General features: G+C 77.3%; 16 protein-coding genes. 9 read left to right on the plus strand and 7 right to left on the minus strand.

Annotated elements, in window-relative coordinates; all coding sequences use genetic code 11:
* Positions 1 to 132: 132 nt before the first annotated feature.
* The 3 genes from CHB98_RS04690 to CHB98_RS04700 all read right to left on the minus strand — a co-directional run bounded on the left by CHB98_RS04690 (position 133) and on the right by CHB98_RS04700 (position 2,618).
* Positions 133 to 1,230: an NAD-dependent epimerase/dehydratase family protein gene (locus tag CHB98_RS04690; RefSeq protein WP_089304438.1), complete on the minus strand. Its 1,098-nt coding sequence runs from the start codon at positions 1,228 to 1,230 to the stop codon at positions 133 to 135.
* A 244-nt stretch (positions 1,231 to 1,474) separates the two neighbouring features.
* Positions 1,475 to 2,383: an NAD-dependent epimerase/dehydratase family protein gene (locus tag CHB98_RS04695; RefSeq protein ID WP_089304439.1), complete on the minus strand. Its 909-nt coding sequence runs from the start codon at positions 2,381 to 2,383 to the stop codon at positions 1,475 to 1,477.
* A gap of 64 nt (positions 2,384 to 2,447) precedes the next feature.
* Complete coding sequence (locus tag CHB98_RS04700; protein ID WP_089304440.1) at positions 2,448 to 2,618, minus strand: DUF1059 domain-containing protein; 171 nt, start codon at positions 2,616 to 2,618, stop codon at positions 2,448 to 2,450.
* A 180-nt stretch (positions 2,619 to 2,798) separates the two neighbouring features.
* Between CHB98_RS04700 and CHB98_RS04705 the strand changes: the two genes are divergently transcribed.
* The 7 genes from CHB98_RS04705 (at position 2,799) to CHB98_RS04730 (ending at position 8,028) form a co-directional block, all read left to right on the plus strand.
* A complete protein-coding gene (locus tag CHB98_RS04705) occupies positions 2,799 to 3,152 on the plus strand; it encodes a GYD domain-containing protein (RefSeq protein WP_089304441.1) in 354 nt (117 codons plus the stop codon).
* A 65-nt stretch (positions 3,153 to 3,217) separates the two neighbouring features.
* Positions 3,218 to 4,645 carry an APC family permease gene (locus CHB98_RS04710; protein WP_089304442.1) on the plus strand — a complete coding sequence of 476 codons (1,428 nt, stop codon included), beginning with the start codon at positions 3,218 to 3,220 and terminating at the stop codon, positions 4,643 to 4,645.
* 1 nt (position 4,646) lies between these two features.
* A complete protein-coding gene (locus CHB98_RS04715) occupies positions 4,647 to 5,126 on the plus strand; it encodes a universal stress protein (RefSeq protein WP_089304443.1) in 480 nt (159 codons plus the stop codon).
* Between the two features lie 40 nt (positions 5,127 to 5,166).
* Entirely contained in the window at positions 5,167 to 5,499 is a 333-nt protein-coding gene (locus CHB98_RS04720; RefSeq protein ID WP_089304444.1) for a hypothetical protein, read from the plus strand.
* A 115-nt stretch (positions 5,500 to 5,614) separates the two neighbouring features.
* Positions 5,615 to 7,102: an MFS transporter gene (locus CHB98_RS04725; RefSeq protein WP_089304445.1), complete on the plus strand. Its 1,488-nt coding sequence runs from the start codon at positions 5,615 to 5,617 to the stop codon at positions 7,100 to 7,102.
* Between the two features lie 25 nt (positions 7,103 to 7,127).
* Positions 7,128 to 7,295, plus strand: coding sequence for a hypothetical protein (locus tag CHB98_RS21405; RefSeq protein ID WP_179224188.1), 168 nt, complete (start codon positions 7,128 to 7,130; stop codon positions 7,293 to 7,295).
* A gap of 373 nt (positions 7,296 to 7,668) precedes the next feature.
* On the plus strand, positions 7,669 to 8,028 hold the full coding sequence (locus CHB98_RS04730) for a carboxymuconolactone decarboxylase family protein (protein ID WP_089304446.1): 360 nt from the start codon (positions 7,669 to 7,671) through the stop codon (positions 8,026 to 8,028).
* A gap of 24 nt (positions 8,029 to 8,052) precedes the next feature.
* Here CHB98_RS04730 and CHB98_RS04735 read toward each other — a convergent pair whose 3' ends face one another.
* The 4 genes from CHB98_RS04735 to CHB98_RS04750 form a co-directional block, all read right to left on the minus strand.
* Positions 8,053 to 10,509, minus strand: coding sequence for a glycoside hydrolase family 3 protein (locus CHB98_RS04735; RefSeq protein ID WP_218822245.1), 2,457 nt, complete (start codon positions 10,507 to 10,509; stop codon positions 8,053 to 8,055).
* 45 nt (positions 10,510 to 10,554) lie between these two features.
* Positions 10,555 to 10,743, minus strand: coding sequence for a hypothetical protein (locus tag CHB98_RS04740; RefSeq protein ID WP_089304447.1), 189 nt, complete (start codon positions 10,741 to 10,743; stop codon positions 10,555 to 10,557).
* Positions 10,744 to 10,862: 119 nt separating this feature from the next.
* A complete protein-coding gene (locus CHB98_RS04745; RefSeq protein ID WP_089304448.1) occupies positions 10,863 to 11,396 on the minus strand; it encodes a GrpB family protein in 534 nt (177 codons plus the stop codon).
* Between the two features lie 49 nt (positions 11,397 to 11,445).
* Positions 11,446 to 13,596 (minus strand): DEAD/DEAH box helicase, encoded by a 2,151-nt coding sequence (locus CHB98_RS04750; protein WP_089304449.1) that lies wholly within the window; start codon positions 13,594 to 13,596, stop codon positions 11,446 to 11,448.
* Positions 13,597 to 13,966: 370 nt separating this feature from the next.
* Here CHB98_RS04750 and CHB98_RS04755 point away from each other — a divergent pair, with 370 nt between their 5' ends.
* The gene (locus tag CHB98_RS04755) at positions 13,967 to 15,826 is read left to right on the plus strand and encodes a glycoside hydrolase family 15 protein (RefSeq protein WP_218822246.1); all 1,860 of its coding nucleotides are present in this window, start codon (positions 13,967 to 13,969) and stop codon (positions 15,824 to 15,826) included.
* Positions 15,823 to 17,196, plus strand: coding sequence for a glucose-6-phosphate dehydrogenase (locus CHB98_RS04760; RefSeq protein ID WP_089304451.1), 1,374 nt, complete (start codon positions 15,823 to 15,825; stop codon positions 17,194 to 17,196). The genes CHB98_RS04755 and CHB98_RS04760 overlap by 4 nt, the downstream gene beginning before the upstream one ends.
* Positions 17,197 to 17,256: the final 60 nt, after the last annotated feature.

The raw sequence follows: 17,256 nt of genomic DNA on the forward strand, positions 1-17,256 counted from the left end.
CTCCTCGCAGGGGTAGTCAGGACCGCAGACCCTAGCCAGGCCCGCGGGTGCACGTGGCCGGGGGCCTGGCCGTGGCCGCACGGGGCTCCGCTGCCCCGTGCCGCCCAAACCCGTCCGGTACCGACACCGAGGTCAGCCCGGAGCCGTGCCGGGCGACGGACGGTGCCCGGACCGACGGTCAGGACCGAGGCCTCCTGCCGCCGAGGGCCCGCCGTCGGACCCGACCGTCGGGGCCTCTCGTCCGCTGCCACGCAGAGCAGCCAGGGTCTGGCGCACGCCCTGTTCGTACGGGGTGGGCGTGATCGCGAACGCCCGGGCCGCCGGAGCGCCGTCGACCACGAACGGCTGCTCGAACTGGTAGACCATCTCGGCTCCCTCCCGTGCCAGCGGCAGGACGTGGCCCAGCAGGCGCACCCGGGCGCTCCCGTGCGACACGAGCCGCAACCGGGTGCCCGCCTGCCGGCACGCCTCGGCGGCCAGTGCCCGGCCGGTGGTCGCCGGGGGGTGGGGCACGTGCCACACGCTCGCGTCGGAGCTGTCCCTCGTCCCGACGGCGGCCAGGGTCGCGGCGAAGTCGCCGATGAAGGTGGGCGTCAGGGGCAGGTCCGGGTCCCCGACCCACTGCACGGGCCATCCCCGGAGTGCTGGACGGAACACGTTGCCGGCGACGAGCGACCGGACGCCGGGCCCGTAGAGCTCCCCCGCACGCACGACACTGACCTGCAGCCGGCCGGCAGCGGCGGCGTGGAGCACCCGCTCGGCGACCCATGCCCTCAGCACGCCCTTGGCACTCACCGGCCGCCACGGGCTGTCCTCGGTCATCGGGCCGTCGACCCGCCCGTACATCCACGTGTCGTCGGCGTACACCAGCCGGGCACCGGCGCGCGACGCGGCGTCGACCAGGGCGTCGGTGACCACCGGGAAGTCACTCGTCCAGCGGGCCAGCACCGGCATGACGCAGTGGTGGACGGCGGCCGCGCCGCGGCAGGCAGCCGCCAGCCCGACGCCGTCGGTGGCGTCGGCCGCCGCCGTCTCCACCCCCGGCGTGCCGACGTCCCGCCCGTCGCGGGTGACCGCCCGCACACGACACCCGGCGGCGTGCAGGTGTGCGACGAGCCGCCGACCGGTCGCTCCCCCGGCTCCCACCACCACGTGGACGCCCGCGCCGTCGGCGGTCGGCGCCGCCCGCTCGACAGGGGCTCCGGTGGGTGGCTGCGCGCCTGCGTCCATCGGGCGCCTCCCTCGTGGTGACGTCCCTCGCCACCCCGACAGCAGTCGATCCCCTGCCGGCCTCCGCTCGCCCCGGTGACCGGTGACCGGGCCCGGTCCCCGGGTCCCCGGGTCCGGCCGCGGCGGAGCAGCGGCGGGGTGCGGCGCAACGTACGCCGGAGACCACCCCGCAGCAACGGACCCGTACGCCGGTGTCCGGTGGAGGCACCGGCCGCGCCGGAGGTGGCGGGCGGCCTGGTCGCCGTCACGACCCCGTCGTGAGGCCCTGCCGCAGCTCGTCCAGGGCCCGCGCGAGGTCCACCCGCGGCGCCCAGCCCCACCGGCGCGCGCGGCCGGTGCGCAGCCGCCCCGTCCACACCGGCTCGTCGGTCCACTCCGGCGCGACGCCCAGCGCGTCGGTCACCGTGCCGAGGTAGTCCCGCCACGTCGCCGGCTCGCCCGCGACGATGACCGGGGTCGTGCCACCGGCGACGGGTCCTCGCTCCGCGTCGTCGGCGGTCGCGACGGCGCCCGTCGCGACGTCCGCGATCAGGGCCGCCAGGTCCTCGACGTGCACCCAGCCCCACGTCTCGGCCGGGTTCGCCCGGCGCGCACCGTCGCGGACCGCCTGCGGCCGCAGCGTGTTCCAGACCGACGTCCCGCCGGCACCCATGACCGCCGGCGGGCGCACCAGCACGGTCGTGAGACCGCCGACCTGCGCCAGCGCGGCGTCGGTGGCGTTCTTGGTGTCGGGGTAGTCGCCGCTCCCCTCGGGCAGCAGGGCGCCGTCCTCGGCGACGTCGCCGACGCCGGCCGAGCGGTCGTAGACCCCCGCCGTGGACACGTGCACGAGCCGGGCGACGCCGGCGTCCCGGGCGGCCCGCGCGAGGACCGGCGTGCCCTCGACGGCCACCCGGTGCTGCACCTCCCGGGACGAGCCCATCGGGTGGACCGTCGTGACGACGGCGTCGGCGCCCCGGGTCACCACGCGGGCGTGGCCCGCGTCGGCGAAGTCGCCGACGTGCTCGGTGACCCCCTCGAGCACCGGCCCGCTGCCGGCGCGGCGGACGACGGCGCGCACCCGCGCCGACCGCTCGACGAGCGCCCGGCACACGGCGGTGCCCACGAGTCCGTTCGCACCGGTCACCACGACCACGGGAGAGGAGTCGGCCACGCCGTCCACCCTGCCAGCGAGCGCACGACGGCGCCCCCTGCCGAGGACCCGGGGACCCGGCCCGTCACCGGTCCCTGATCAGCGTCCTGAGCTGCCCGGCCATCTCCGGGGTCACGTCGACGCCGTGCGCGTCCTCCGCGTGCGGCCCGGCCTGGGCCATGACCTCGTCGACGGACTGCCCCTGGACGACGGCGTCGCAGTCGAACCCGGCGTCGCGGCACCTCAGTTCCTTCACGGCCGGCCTCCTCCGGTGGCACGCCCCCGTGTGACGCGGACAGCGTGCCCGACGCCCCTCCGCGAGACCAGGCACCCCGGCACGGCGGCAGGGACCGATTCGTGGCGCGCACGTCCCTGCCGGCCGTCCCCCGCGGCTACCGTCACGGCGCGGGGGCCGACGCCGCGGAGGTGGCCAGACATGCCGCTCTACCTGACCAGGTTCAGCTACACGCCGGAGACCTGGGCCCGGCTGATCCACGACCCGGAGGACCGCCGGGAGGCCGCCCGGGCCTACATCGAGTCGGTCGGCGGACAGCTGCACGGGTTCTGGTACGCGTTCGGGCCCCGTGACGGCTACACGCTGTGGGAGGCGCCCGACAACGTGTCCATGGCCGCGGTGGCCCTGGCGCTCGGCGCCGGGGGTGCGCTCAGCCCCCTGGAGACGACGGTGCTGCTCACGGTCGACGAGACCATGGAGGCGATGCGCCGGGCGCGACAGGTCGCCTACCGGCCGCCCGGGTCTCCCGAGGGTGGTGCGTCCGGCCCGAATTGACGGGGGTGCCCGGTGGCGCTTCGGTGAACGGACCAGAGACCAGCGCTCGACGAAGAGGGGACCTCGTGGCCGGCACCAGCACCAGCACCCTCGGCGAGGAGGCCAGCGGTCTGCGGAGGTCCATCACCGGCAGGCAGCTGTTCTTCTACACCCTCGGTGACGTCCTCGGGTCCGGGATCTACGTCCTGATCGGCCTGGTCGCCGCCGCCGTCGGCGGGGCCTTCTGGATCGCCTTCGCCCTCGGCGTCACCGTCGCGGCCATCACCGGGTCGGCCTACGCCGAGCTGGTGACCAAGTACCCGCAGGCGGCCGGCGCCGCGCTCTACGTCAAGAAGGCCTTCGGCAGCACCGCCCTGACCTTCCTGGTCACCGTGTCGTTCCTGTCGGCGAGCTTCGCGGCGACCGGCTCGCTGGCGACCGGCTTCGCCTCCTACTTCGCCACCCTCTGGGACGGCGCGCCGGCGCTGCTGGTGTCGCTGGTCTTCCTGCTCTTCCTGGTGGTCGTCAACTTCATCGGCATCACCGAGTCGGTGGTGATGAACATGCTGATGACCTTCGTCGAGGTCGCCGGCCTGCTCATCGTGATGGTCATCGGCGTCTGGTACGTCGCGCAGGGGAACGCCGACTTCGGCGTCCTGACCGACATCAGCGTCTCGGGCAACCCGGCGCTCGCGGTCCTCGCCGGCATCGCGTTCTCCTTCTTCGCGATGACCGGCTTCGAGAACACCGCGAACGTCGCGGAGGAGACGATCGAGCCCCACCGCGCCTTCCCGCGGTCCCTGGTCGGCGGCATGGTCGTCGCGGGCACGGTCTACGTGCTGGTTTCGATGGCCGCCGCGCTCACCGTGCCCACGGACGTGCTCGCGGACTCCGACGCGGCGCTGCTCGAGGTCGTCCGGCAGGGCATCCTGCCCTTCTCCACCGACGTCATGACCACGCTGTTCTCGGTCATCGCGCTGATCGCGATCACCAACACCACGCTGGTCACGATCGTCACCCAGCCGCGGATCCTCTACGGCATGGCCAAGGAGGACGTCGTCCCGGCCGTCTTCGCCCGGATCCACGCCACCCGCCGCAGCCCGTGGGTCGGCCTGCTCTTCAGCGGAGCGGTGGTCGCGGCCCTGCTGATCACCGGCAGCCTCGTGGTCAACGCCGGCGGCATCGACCTGGTCAACACGCTCGCCCTGGTCACCGTCGTCCTCCTGTTGGCCATCTACGCCCTCGTGATCGTCGCCTGCCTCAAGTTGCGCGGGCAGGACGAGGACGCGCGCACCTTCCGGGCCAACACCCCCCTGCTCGTCGTCGGCCTGATCGGGAACCTGGCCATCCTCGGCTTCTCGATCTACGACGACCCGTCGTCGCTGCTCTGGTGCGCCGGGCTGATCGCCATCGGCGTGGTGCTGTTCCTCATCGAGTACGCGGTCGGCTCGCGGAGCCGTCCGGCGGGTGTCGAGCGCGGCGATCCGGAGGCCGCCGCACGGAGGGACGCCTGAGATGCACGTCGTCGTCGCCACCGACGGGTCACCGCAGTCCCTGGCCGCGGCCCGCCACCTGACGTCCTTCGCCGATCCCGGCAAGATCACCGGGATCTCGGTGGTCGCGGTGCTCCGCCCGCTGGCCTCGGTCGCCTTCGCCGACGAGATCTCCGACGCCGAGCAGGGCGGGGCCGGCGAGTGGACCGGCAGCTTCACCGAGGCGGCGCAGCGTGCCGTCGACGCGGTCGCGGCCGTCTTCGACGGCTGGGGACCGCCGGTCGACAGGCAGGTCCGCAGCGGGTCGCCGGCCGCCGAGATCATCGAGGCGGCGCAGGAACGCGACGCCGGCCTGCTCGTGGTGGCGGCCGGAGGTCGCGGGATCAGCGACGTGATCCTGCTCGGCAGCACCGCCCAGCGGGTGCAGCACTACGCGCCGTGCCCGGTCCTCGTCGTCCGCCCCGCCCCGCGGTCGAGGAGGGCCCCCGACCGCAGGGGCTGAGCCTGTCCGGCGGTGCCGGGGGCACTGGGACACTGCGTCGGTGCCGAGTACGCAGATCGAGGTCCGTCGCCCGTACAGCCGGGCCGACGAGGTGGCCGTCATCGACGCGGTCCACGACTCCCTGGTCGCGGCGTTCGCGATCCCACCGGGCGACGAGCACGTGCGCCTGGTCGTGCACGACCCCCACCGCTGCGCCACCGCACCCGACACGAAGCGCAGCCTCCACCGCGGCATCGTCGACGGGCTCGCCCGCGTCGGGAGCCCGGGGGACCACGTCACGACCGTGCTGCGGGAGAGCGCGACCGAGGACAGGGGCACCAGGGGTGGACGGGCCGCGTGCGACGTCGACCTGGGGTTCGACGTCCACGTGTGAGGCCTCGACGGGTCCGTGGCCCCGGGCACACCGCCGCGGTGGCGGACTCGTCAGCGTGGCGCGGGTGTCCGAGGCCGGGGACCGGGGCGGGCCCGGGCACTGTCATGCTGCGCGGGTGCCCGGCTCCCGCTCCCCCGCCGAGCGCCCCGCCAGCCCGCCGTCCCCCGAGCCCGACCCCGGGGAGTGCAGCGAGGACGCCGCCCGGCTGGCCGGGCCCGCGGCCGGCGCACCGTGCCGTCCGGCCCTGCCGGCGGCCGGTGCCCCGGGCAGTGCTCCGGGCGAGGCACCGGCGGGGTCGGCGCCACGGCTGGCCCTGGCGCTGGGTGTCCTGTTCGCCCTGGCCGGCAGCGGCTCCTCCGCCGCGGCGGTGGCGCTGCCGGGGCTCGGTACCGCACTCGACGTGCCGGCGAGCGCGACGGCGTGGGTCCTCAGCGTCTACGTGCTGGCGCTGGCGGTCACCACGGCGGTCTACGGCCGGCTGGCCGACCTGGCCGGGGTCCGGTGGCCGCTGGTGGCCGGGGTCGTCCTCATGGCCGGTGGCGCACTGCTGGGCGCGGTGGCGCCCACCCTGCCGGTCCTCCTGGTCGGCCGGGTGCTGCAGGGCGCCGGTGCGGGCGCGGTGCCGGTCCTGGCGACCGCGCTGCTCAGCGCCCGGTACTCCGGCGAGGTGCGGGCCGCGGCGCTCACCCGGGTGGCCGGGGTGGCCGCCGCCGGCGGCGCGCTGGGCCCCTTCGCCGGCGGCCTGCTGCAGACCTGGGTGGGATGGCGTGTCGTCCTCGCGCTGCCCGCCGTCGGGCTGCTCCTGCTCCCCCTCATCGCACCCGCCGCCGCCCGGCGGGGCCGCGGCGGGCCGTTCGACGTGCCGGGGGCCGTGCTGGTCACCGCCTGCGCCGCCGGCCTGGTGCTGCTCGTGCAGTCCCCCGCGGCCGGCGTGACCGTCGCGCTCGCCGGGGCCGCGCTGCTCGCGGTCGGCGGCTCGGCCGCGGCGGTGCACCTGGCCAGGACCCCGCTGGGCTTCCTGCCCCGCCGGGTGCTCACGTCGGGTGCCGCGGTGACGGCCGCCGGCTGCGCGGCCGTCGTGCCGGCGGGGTGGTTCGGGCTGCTCCTGGCCGTGCCCGACGTGCTCACCGCACGCGGCTGGTCGCCGCTGCTCACCGGGGCCAGCCTGGTGCCGGCCGCGGCCGTGGGCCTGTTCGCCTCCCGCTACGCCGGGCGGCTGCTCGCCCGTGCCGGTGCCGTCCGCACGCTCGCGCTGGCCACCGCCCTGACGGTGTTCGCGCTGCTCGACGCCGCCGTGGCGGCCGCCGCCGGGATACCCGCGCTGCTGTGCCTGGCGGTCGCGGTGGTGTCGGCCGCGTTCAGCGTGGGGCAGCCCGCCCTCGTCGAGATCGTCGGCGCGGCGGTCCCGGTCGCCGACCGCGGGGTGGCGCTGGGTGCGGCGACGCTGCTGTTCCTGCTGGGCGGCGGTGTCGGCACCGCGGCCGTGGCCGGGGTGGGCGCGCTCACCGGCACGGCCGTCGCGCTCGTCGTGCTGGCCGCGCTGCCCGCCGCGGCCACCCTGGTGGCCGGGGTGTGGTCGGTGCGGGCGGCACGCGCCGGCTGAGCCCCTGCTGCCGGAGGATGGCGGGGTGAAGCCGCTCCTCGCCGTCGTCGCGGTCCTCCTCGTCATCGGCCTCGGCGTCGCCGCCGTCGTGCTCGGGGAGGCCGACGACTCCCCCGGTCTCCAGGGCCTGGGGGTCCTGCTCGTCGTGGGCGCGGTCGTGGCCGGGGTGCGGACGCTGCGCCGCGCCCGGTGACCGCACGGCCGCGGCCTCCGCCGGGGGACCCGGGCCGGATCGACGGAGGCGTCCTCGGCGGCCCGGCACACGCGTCGTCCCGGTGCCCGGGCGTCCGCAGCCGTCGACTCCGCCGACGTCGTGCGCCGGCGCGCAGCCTCCACCCGTCCCCGACCGCGCTGCCGTCCACCGCTGGCAGCGAGGTCGCCGGGACCGTCGAGGCGCTCGGCCCGGACGTCCCCGGCCCGCCGCTGGGCACGCCGGTGTCCACGCTGGTCGGGGCGACGGTCCACCGGTCGGACTCCGACCCGGGGCCGGCGCTCCGGGTTCCGGGTTACGCGGACACTGCCGCCGCCGGCGCGCCCCGCGTCCCGGCAGCTGCCACCATCACGTCATGGGTCACGCCCACGACGTCCAGGAGGAACTCCGCGAGCCGGCCCGCGCGCTGCGCCGCGCGATCCCGGAGGTCTACGACGGCTACCGCGCGCTGCACGCCGCCGCCTACGCCGCGGGTGCGCTGGACCAGAGGACCAAGGAGCTGATCGCGCTGGCCATCGCGGTCAGCGAGGAGTGCGACGGCTGCATCGCGTCGCACGCCCGGGGTGCCGCCCGCACCGGCGCCACCGAGGCGGAGGTCGCCGAGGCGCTCGGCGTGGCCATCGCGATGACCGGCGGACCGGGCACCGTGTACGGCCCGCGCGCCTTCGCGGCGTTCCGGGAGTTCGCCGGGGAGGACGCCGGCCCGACGGGGTGACCCGGCCGGACGGCGGCCGGCGGCTCACCCGCCGTCGTCCAGGGCCAGGGTGGCGCGGACGTCGCCCAGCCCGCGGGCGACCAGCAGCCGGCCGCTGACCGGCAGCCTGGCCCAGCCGCCCGCGTCGGCGTCCCACCGGCGCCACATCCGGGCGTCGGTGGCCACCTCGACCGGGACGCTCTCCCCCGGCCCGGCGGTCACCGCGGACCACCCGGCCAGGCGCACCGGCTGCCGCGGGTCCGCCGGGTGCAGGTAGACCTGCACGACCTCCCGGCTCGGCCGGTCACCGGTGTTGGTCACGGTCACCGCGACGCCGGGCACGTCCGGGCCCGGGACCACCCGGGCGTCGGCGTAGTCCCACGTGGCGTAACCGAGGCCGGCGCCGAACCAGAAGGCGGGCGCGGGGGCCCGGCCGGCGTGGTGGCCGCGGTGGCCGAGGAACGGGCCCTCGCCGTAGACCAGCCGCCCCTCCACGGGGGTCACCGACCAGGCCGGCGCGGCGCCGTCCGCGGCGGGGAACGTGGTCACCAGGCGCCCCGCCGGCTCGATGTCGCCGAGCAGCGCGGCGGCGACCGCGTGCCCGCCCTCCTGACCGGGCAGCCCGGCCCAGAGGACGGCGTCGACCTCGTCCCGCCACGGCATGAGCACCGGCGTCGCCGCGTTGACGACCACCACCGTCCGCCGGGCGGCCGCGGCGACGGCGCGGACGAGATCGTCCTGGCCGCCGGGCAGGGCGATCGTCGTCTTGTCGGCCGACTCGGTCTCCTGCTCCTCGGTGAGGCCGACGACGACCACGGCGACGTCGGCCGCCCGCGCCGCGCCGGCCGCCTCGCGCAGGACCTCCGCCGGGTCCCGGGTGGCCGGCCGGGCCACCAGCCCGAACAGGCCGGCCCCGGTCGTCCGGCCGTCGCGGCCCGGCCCGGGGGCGCCCCGCAGGTCCACCGTGGCCGCGACGAGGTCCCCGTCCGCGACGTCGGCGTCCACCGTGCGGGCCGGCGGCCGGAGCACCGCCTCGCCGACGTCGGACCCGGTGAGCCGCAGCTCGAACCGCGCCACCTCCCGGCCGGCGACCCGGAGCTCCCAGCGGCCCACGCCGAGGGCACCGAGCTGCAGCCGCCCGCCCTGCGGCACCCGCGCCCGCAGCCGGACCAGCTCGGCCGGCTCCGGGAGGTCGTCGTCGACCCCGACCACCGTGCTCGCCGCGGCCGCGTGCCGCTCCTCGACCACCGCGCCGTCCGCGCGGAGCAGCGTGGCCTGCACACCAGGCCCACCTGTCCCCGGGTGCAGCACCGAGCCGAACCGGGCCGGCACCGGGCGGCTGCGCACCTCGACGCCGTCCACGACGGTGACCGCCGGCCCGAGCAGCGCGGTGAGCCCCTCGGCCACGCTGACCTGGTACGGCGGGGTGACCTGCGCCGACCCGCCGCCCATGTCGACCGTCTCGGCGGCGTGCCGGCCGACGAGGGCCACGGTCGCCCCCCGGGACAGCGGCAGGGTCCCGCGCTCGTTGCGCAGCACGGTCATCCCCTGCGCCGCCAGGCGGGTGAGCTGCCCGCGGCGCACGGCGCTGTCCGGGGCGGGCGGGTCCTCCCGCGATCCCTCCCGGGGCGGCCCGAGGGCGCCGACCCGCCTGGCCAGCCGCAGCAGACGGCGCAGGTGGTCGTCGACGACGTCCTCGGCGACCTCGCCGGCGGTGACCGCCGCGACGAGCGCGTCGCCCCAGGGGCCGACCGGCCCGGGCATCACCAGGTCCAGGCCGCCGTTCGCGGACGGAGCGGTGGTCCGCGTGGCCCACCAGTCGGACACCACCAGGCCGGCCCAGCCCCACTCGCCCTTGACGACGCCGTTGAGCAGGGCGTCGTGCTCGGTGCACGCGACGCCGTTGACGCGGTTGTAGGCGGCCATGACCGTCCACGGGTCGGCGTCGGCGACCGCGATCTCGAACGGCAGCAGGTAGACCTCCCGCAGGGTGGCCTCGTCGACCACGCTGTCGACGGTGTGCCGGTCGGTCTCGGACTCGTTGGCGACCAGGTGCTTGAGGCAGGCGCCGACGCCCTGCTCCTGCAGCCCGCGGACGTAGGCGGCGGCCAGCCGGCCGGTGAGGTACGGGTCCTCGGAGTACGCCTCGAACAGCCGCCCGCCCAGGACGCTGCGGTGCAGGTTGACCGTCGGGCCGAGGACGACGTGCACCGACCGGGCCCGGGCCTCCTCGGCGAGCAGGCCGCCGGCCTCTGCGGCCACCTCCTCGCTCCAGGACGAGGCGAGCAGCGTGGCGTTCGGGAGCAGGGCGGCCGTCCGGCCGCCGGAGAACCGCAGCCCGCGGACGCCGGTCGGCCCGTCGGACAGGCGCAGCGCGGCCAGCCCGATGGACTCCTCGGCCGCGAGGGTGAACATGCCGGCGCCGGTCAGCAGCGACACCTTGGCCGGCAGGTCCAGCGCGCCGACCAGCCCGGCGGGGCCGGGCGGGGGGTCCAGGGTCACGGTCCGGCTCCCGTCGGTCGGTGGCGGTCCGGGCACGGCCGCCGGTCAGCCGGGCGGCGGCCGACGCAGCCCGCCGGCCGCGACCAGCACGGCCGCGACGGCGACCTGCGGCCCGACGGAGAGCAGGGCGGGGCGCCAGTCGCCGCCGGCCGCCGGCAGCGGCACGCCGGAGAGGTCCAGTGTGGCGTGCGGGACGACGGCCGGCAGGACCGAGCCGCCGGTGTGCAGGAACACCCAGGTGCAGCCGACGGCGCAGGCCGGGAGCGGGACGAGCGGCAGCCAGACCGGCCGCCCCTCGAGCGCCGCCCCGCCGGCGGGCGCCCGGCGTCCATGCCGCGGGTCGCGGGGCGGCGCTACGCCGGCGGCCGGCCGAGGACGGCGTCGACGAACTCCGCCTTGCCCCTGGTGTAGGCCTCCCGGTCGTCCGCGTGCTCGGCGGCCAGCTCCCGCTTGAGGGCGGCGTACCGCCGCGCCAGCGCGGGGTCGCGGCGCAGCGCGTCCCGGAAGGCCAGCTGCTCGGCCCACCGGGGGTCGCCGGCGAGCAGCAGGTGCAGGTGGACCGCCCGCGCACCGTCGACGACCCGGACCAGCAGCCGCCGCCACGGCCGGGCGTCGAGCACCGGGGGCACCAGGTGCCACCCGTCGCCGAGGGCCGCGGCGACCGCCGGCGCGCTCTCGAGGTCGGCGACGGCGGCCTGCAGGTCCAGGACCGGCTTGGCGTCCAGGCCGGGGACCGCCGTGGACCCGACGTGCTCCACCGGGGCGACGAGCCACCGGGCGAGCGTCCCGTCCAGCTCCCGGCACAGCCGCTCCCCGCGCTGCTGCCACGCCGGGTCCGCGGGGCGCACCTCCACCCGCTCGGTCGCCCACGCGGGCCACTGCGTCATGCCGCGGATCGTCCCCGGCGGCGGTGCCCGCGCGCACCCCGGGCCCCGGTCAGGAGGCGGCGGCGGCCCCCTGGCCGGCGGGCGCCCCGAGCGCATCGGTCAGCAGCGCGACCAGCGCCCCGAGCCGCACGTCGGCCGTCGCGGACGCCTCCTCGTCGGAGCCGTCCAGCGCCCGCGCGGCGAGCCCGGCCTTGCCCTCGACCAGCTCGGCGATCCGGGCGTCGATGGTCTGGGCGGCGATGATGCGCCACGCGGTGACCGGCTCGGTCTGCCCGATGCGGTGGCTGCGGTCGATGGCCTGCGTCTGCTCCGCGTCGGTCCAGGACAGCTCGGCCAGCACCACGTTGGAGGCGACCTGCAGGTTCAGGCCCACCCCGGCCGCGGTCAGCGAGCACACGGCCACGGCGACGTCCGGGTCCTCGACGAAGGCGTCGACGTTGGCCTGCCGCACGGTGGGCGTCTGGTCCCCGCGGATCGACGAGTACCGCACCCCCTGCCGGGCGAACGCCTCCTCGGCGGCGTCCATCACGTCGACGTGCTTGGCGAAGAACACCACCTTGCCGGCGCTGCGGGCCAGCTGGGCGGCGTAGTCCGCGGCCAGCCCGGCCTTGGCCAGGCCGATGCGCCGCATCATGCTGAACACGTTCTCGCCGGACTGCGCGGTGCTCGCCTCCTTGAGCTCCGCGCGGGCCACCCGGCGCACCAGCTCGGTGTCGATGCCGCCGTCGGGGACCCCCGCGGACCGGTTGGCCAGCGCGGTCTCGTAGCGCGCCACCATCCGGCGGGCGAGGTCGCGCTCGGCCGCGCGGATCGACCGGCCCGCCGGTCCGTCCAGCTCGACGGGGAGGTCGGCGATGCGGCGGGCGGGGATGTCGGCGGCCACGTCGACCTTGCGGCGGCGCACGATGCCGAGGTCGATCACGCACCGGCGGGCGGCGGCGGAGAAGCCGGGGTCCGCGGGCGTCAGCCCGGTCGCCTCGAGGGTCTCCATGAGCTCGCCGCGGGGCGTGCCGCCGTCGGTCCAGCCGAGGAACTGCCAGATCGCCCGGAAGTCGTCGACGTCGTTGATGAGCGGGGTGCCGGTCAGCGCCATCAGCAGCGGCCGCGCGGTGCGCGTCCGGATGCGGTCGGCGAGCGCGAGGACGTGCTGCGAGCGCTGGGAGGTCGGGTTCTTGATGAAGTGCGCCTCGTCCACGACCATGCCGCGGAACCCCAGGTCACCGAGCCACCGGGCGTGCCGGTCGAGCACGTCGTAGTTGACGACGACGACGTCGGCGAAGCCGTCGACGGTCTCGCCGTCGCCCTGCACCACGGTGGCCGCGCGGTGCGGCGTCCACCGGGCCGCCTCGCGCGCCCAGTTGGTCTTGACCACGTTGGGCACGACGACGAGCAGCGGGTAGGCGTCCGCGGCCTCGGCGGCCAGCAGTGCCTGGGCGGTCTTGCCCAGGCCCGGCTCGTCGGCGAGCAGGAAGGTGCGGTGGCCGGCAGCGGCCGCGGCGACCAGCTGCCCCTGGTGCGGCATCAGCTCGTGGCCCGCCGGGGTGAACCGGGCCGTCGGCACCGGCAGCGCCATGCAGGCCGGCGCTCCCCCGCCGGCGCGCTCGAAGGAGGCCAGCAGCGGGCCGAGCAGCTCCCAGCCGGCCAGCCGCTGGGGGCGGGCCGCGCGCTGCGGGGCGGCGGAGAAGTCGGGGGCGAGGAAGGGGTTGGCCAGCTGCCGGGACACCACCGACTGCGGCACGACCTGCCGGCCGGTGCCGGCCGGCGCGGTCGCGACCTGCGCCGGCGCGGCCTGCTCGGGCTCGGGCTCGACGCCGAGCTCGCGCAGCAGCTCCCGCCGGCGCGACCGGGCGGCGTCGGAGACGACGGCGTCGTCGGCGAGCAGCGCCAGCAGCCCGGCGTCGCGGACGGCGGTCGTCGCCAGCACGGTCGCGATGCCGTCCAGGCGCTTGAGCTGCTCCGCGCGGTGGCCGTCGGCGCCGCCGGCGCCCGCCAGGACGCGGGCGCGCTCCTCGCGCAGCATCAGGGCGACGGCCTGGAACGTGGCGCGCACGCCGGGCGTCACCCGGCCGCGGCGGGCGGCCGCCTCCACCTCGCGGGCGGCGGCGGTGAGCACCGAGACCAGGTCGCGGCGACGGGTCCGTCGCTGCTCCCGGGGGGTGGTGCGGCGAGCGCCCGTCTGGCGCCGGCCGGGTCGAGCCACGGACTCCTCCTCTGGGCTGCCGGCCGGGGTGGCCGTGGCAGCAGGTCGCACGGTCGCGCGGGCACGTCCCGGGCGGGGGGCCCGGCGCTCGGGACGCCGAGCCGGCCGGCGGTCCCCGGGGCGACGACGCCACCGGGCCCCGGCAGGTTCTCACAGGGCCGGGCGGGCCGCCGGTGGACGGGCCGGTGACCGTGACACGAGGGCACCGCCGCGCGACCGGCCGGCCCCTCCCTCAGCCCAACGCATCCGTGCGCGCATGATTCCCGGCCGGTGCGCGCCGTGCGCCGCCGGGCCGGCAACGCAGGGTTCACCACGGCGGACGGAGGGCAGGCACGTCCCGACCGACCGACGTCCGGAGGAGCGGTGGACCGTGCCGACCCGACCCCTGACCCGCACCGACGGGTACCTGCCGATCGAGGACCACGGCCTGATCGGGGACGGCAGCACGTGCGCGCTGGTCGCGCGCGACGGCTCCATCCCGTGGCTGTGCCTCCCCGACTTCGACAGCCGGCCGTTCCTCGCCGGGCTGCTGGACCCCCGACGTGGCGGCAGCCTGGTCCTCACACCCACGGGGCTCCGGGCGGCCGCCCAGCGCTACGTCGAGGACACCGGCGTGCTGGTCACCGAGCTGCACGGCCCGGACGGCGTGCTGGAGGTGACCGACTGCCTGACCCTGCGCGCCGGTGCGGACCTCGACGAGCTGGTGCCCCACGGGCGCGGCGAGCTGCTGCGGCTGGCCCGGGTGGTGAGCGGCACGGTCGACGTCGACGTGCGGCTGGCCCCGATGGACCCCGTGCAGGTCAGCCAGGAGGGCGGGGCCTGGCGGATCCGGTGGGCCGCCCGGCCGGACCTGGACCTGCTGCTGTGGTGCTCCTCCCCGCTCGAGCCCGCCCGTGACGGCTCGATCGGCGGCCGGGTGACGCTGCACGCCGGCGAGCAGCTGAGCGTCGTGCTGCACTGGTCGGGCCACACCCGCGTGCTGTACCGCACCGACCCGGCCCAGCTGGTGGACCGCACCGTCGCCGCCTGGCGCCGCTGGGCCGCCCGGCTGCGCTACGAGGGGCCGCAGCGGGCGCTGGTCCGCCGCTCGGCGCTGACGCTGAAGCTGCTCGACCACCACCCGACCGGCGCGCTGGTGGCGGCGGCGACCTCGTCGCTGCCGGAGCACGTCGGCGGCGTGCGCAACTGGGACTACCGCTACACCTGGGTCCGCGACGCGGCGTTCTCCACCTACGCGCTGCGCCGCATCGGCATGACCAGCGAGTCGTCGTCCTTCCTGGCCTGGACGCTCGCCAACGCCGAGCGGGACGGCCGGATCAGCGTCATGTACACCCTCGCGGGCGGGCAGCCGGCCACCGAGTGGGAGGACATCGCCCTGGCCGGCTACCGCGGCTCGGCACCGGTGCGCTGGGGCAACGGCGCGGCCGGGCAGCGGCAGCACGACGTCTACGGCGAGCTGCTCGACGTGGCCTGGCAGTGGGTCGGCTCCGGCGGCGAGGTCACCGCGCACCTGTGGCGGCTGCTGTGCCGGCTCACCGACGAGGCCACCGAGCGGTGGGACACCCCGGACGCCGGGCCGTGGGAGATCCGCGACACCGGCCGGCCGTTCACCTACTCGGTCGCGCTGTGCTCGGTGGCCGTCGACCGGGCGCTGCGGATCGCGCAGGCCCGTGGCCTGCCGCACCCGCGGGACCGCTGGCGCGCCGAGCTGGACCGGATGCGCGCCGCGCTGCTCGACCGGGCCTGGGACCCCGGGCGGCGCACCTTCACCGAGCACCTCGCCGACGCGCAGGGACGGGGCCGCGGCGGCCTGGACGGGTCCCTGCTGGCCCTCCCGCTGCGCCGGGTGGTCGCCGCGGACGACCCGCGGATGGTCGCCACCGTCGAGGCGGTCCGCCGGGAGCTCGGCGCCGGGGACGGGCTGCTGTACCGCTACCTGCACGCCGAGTCCCCCGACGGCCTGCCCGGGCAGGAGGGGGCCTTCCTGCTGTGCAGCTTCTGGCTGGTGGACAACCTCACCGGGCAGGGCCGGCTGCAGGAGGCCCACGACCTGTACGACTCGCTGTGCGGCCGGGCCACCGAGCTGGGGCTGCTCGCCGAGGAGGTCGACCCCGGCACCGGCGCGTTCCTCGGCAACTTCCCGCAGGCCTTCAGCCACGTCGGGGTGGTGTCCAGCGGCTGGGCACTGGCCCGCGCCGAAGCGGACGCCCGGGAGGGGGTGCGCCGGTGAGCCGCACGCTGGTGGTGCTCGGCGGCTCCGGGGACCTGACCGGCCGGCTGCTGCTGCCCTCGCTGGCCCAGCTGACCGCCCTCGGCGGGCCGGGCGGGGACGTCGCGGTGCTGGCGGTCAGCCGGCAGGACTGGGACGACGACGCCTACCGCGGCTGGGCCCGCGACCGGCTGGCCGCCCACGCGCCGGAGGTCGACGACGGCGCCCGGGAGCGGCTGCTCGCCCGGCTGGGGCACGTCCGCGCCGACGTCACCTCCCCCGCCCAGCTGGGCGTCGCGCTCGGGCGGGCCGCCGGGACCCCGGTCGTGTACCTGGCGCTGCCCAACACCGCGTTCCTGCCGACGCTGGAGGCGCTGGCGGTCATCGGGCTGCCCGCGGGCGCGCAGGTCGTCGTCGAGAAGCCCTTCGGCCGCGACCGGGCCGACGCGCGCGCCCTCAACGAGGTGCTGCACCGCCTCGTCCCGGAGCGGTCGGTGTTCCGCATCGACCACTTCCTGGCCCTGCAGACGGCGCTCGACGTCCTGGGGCTGCGCTTCGCCAACCGGATGGTGGAACCGGTCTGGCACGCCGGGCACGTCGAGCGGGTGGACATCGTCTTCGACGAGGCGCTCGCGCTGGAGGGCCGGGCCGGCTACTACGACACCGCGGGCGCCCTGCGCGACATGCTGCAGAACCACCTGCTGCAGCTGCTCGCCCTGGTCGCCATGGAACCGCCGCACGCGCTGGACGACACCACCCTGCCGGCACGGAAGGCCGACGTGCTGCGCGCCGTCCGCCCGCCCGCCGACGTCGCCCGCGACACGCTGCGCGGCCGCTACACCGCCGGCACCGTCCACGGACGCCGGCTGCCGGGCTACGCCGAGGAGGCGGGCGTCGACCCGTCCCGGGCCACCGAGACCTACGCGGAGTTCACCGTCACCGTCGACGACCCGCGCTGGGCGGGCGTGCCGTTCCGGCTGCGCACCGGCAAGGCCCTGGGCACCGACCGCCGGGAGATCGCCGTCCACTTCCGGCCGGCGCCCGGGCTGCCCTTCGCCGGCCGGCCGCCGGAGCCGGACGTGCTGCGGCTGCGGTTCGACCCGGACGGCATCGCGCTCGAGCTCAACCTCAACGGCGCCGGGGACCCCTACGACCTGGAACGCCACGTGCTGGAGGCGCCGCTGCCGCCGCGGCCGCTGCCCGCCTACGGCATCCTGCTGCGCGAGCTGCTGGCCGGGGACAGCACCCTGTCGATCAGCGACGCCGAGGCGGAGGAGAGCTGGCGGATCGTCGAGCCGGTGCTCGCCGCGTGGGCGGCCGGCGAGGTGCCGCTGCTGGAGTACCCGGCCGGCTCCGCCGGTCCCACCCGGCCGGGGACCGCGGACCGCTGACGCCCGCCCCTGGCCCCGGCGGACCGCGTCGCGGAGGATGGGGGCACACCACCGCGGAGG

It is taken from the genome of Geodermatophilus pulveris (genome assembly GCF_900188375.1).
GTDB classification, from domain to species: domain Bacteria; phylum Actinomycetota; class Actinomycetes; order Mycobacteriales; family Geodermatophilaceae; genus Geodermatophilus; species Geodermatophilus pulveris.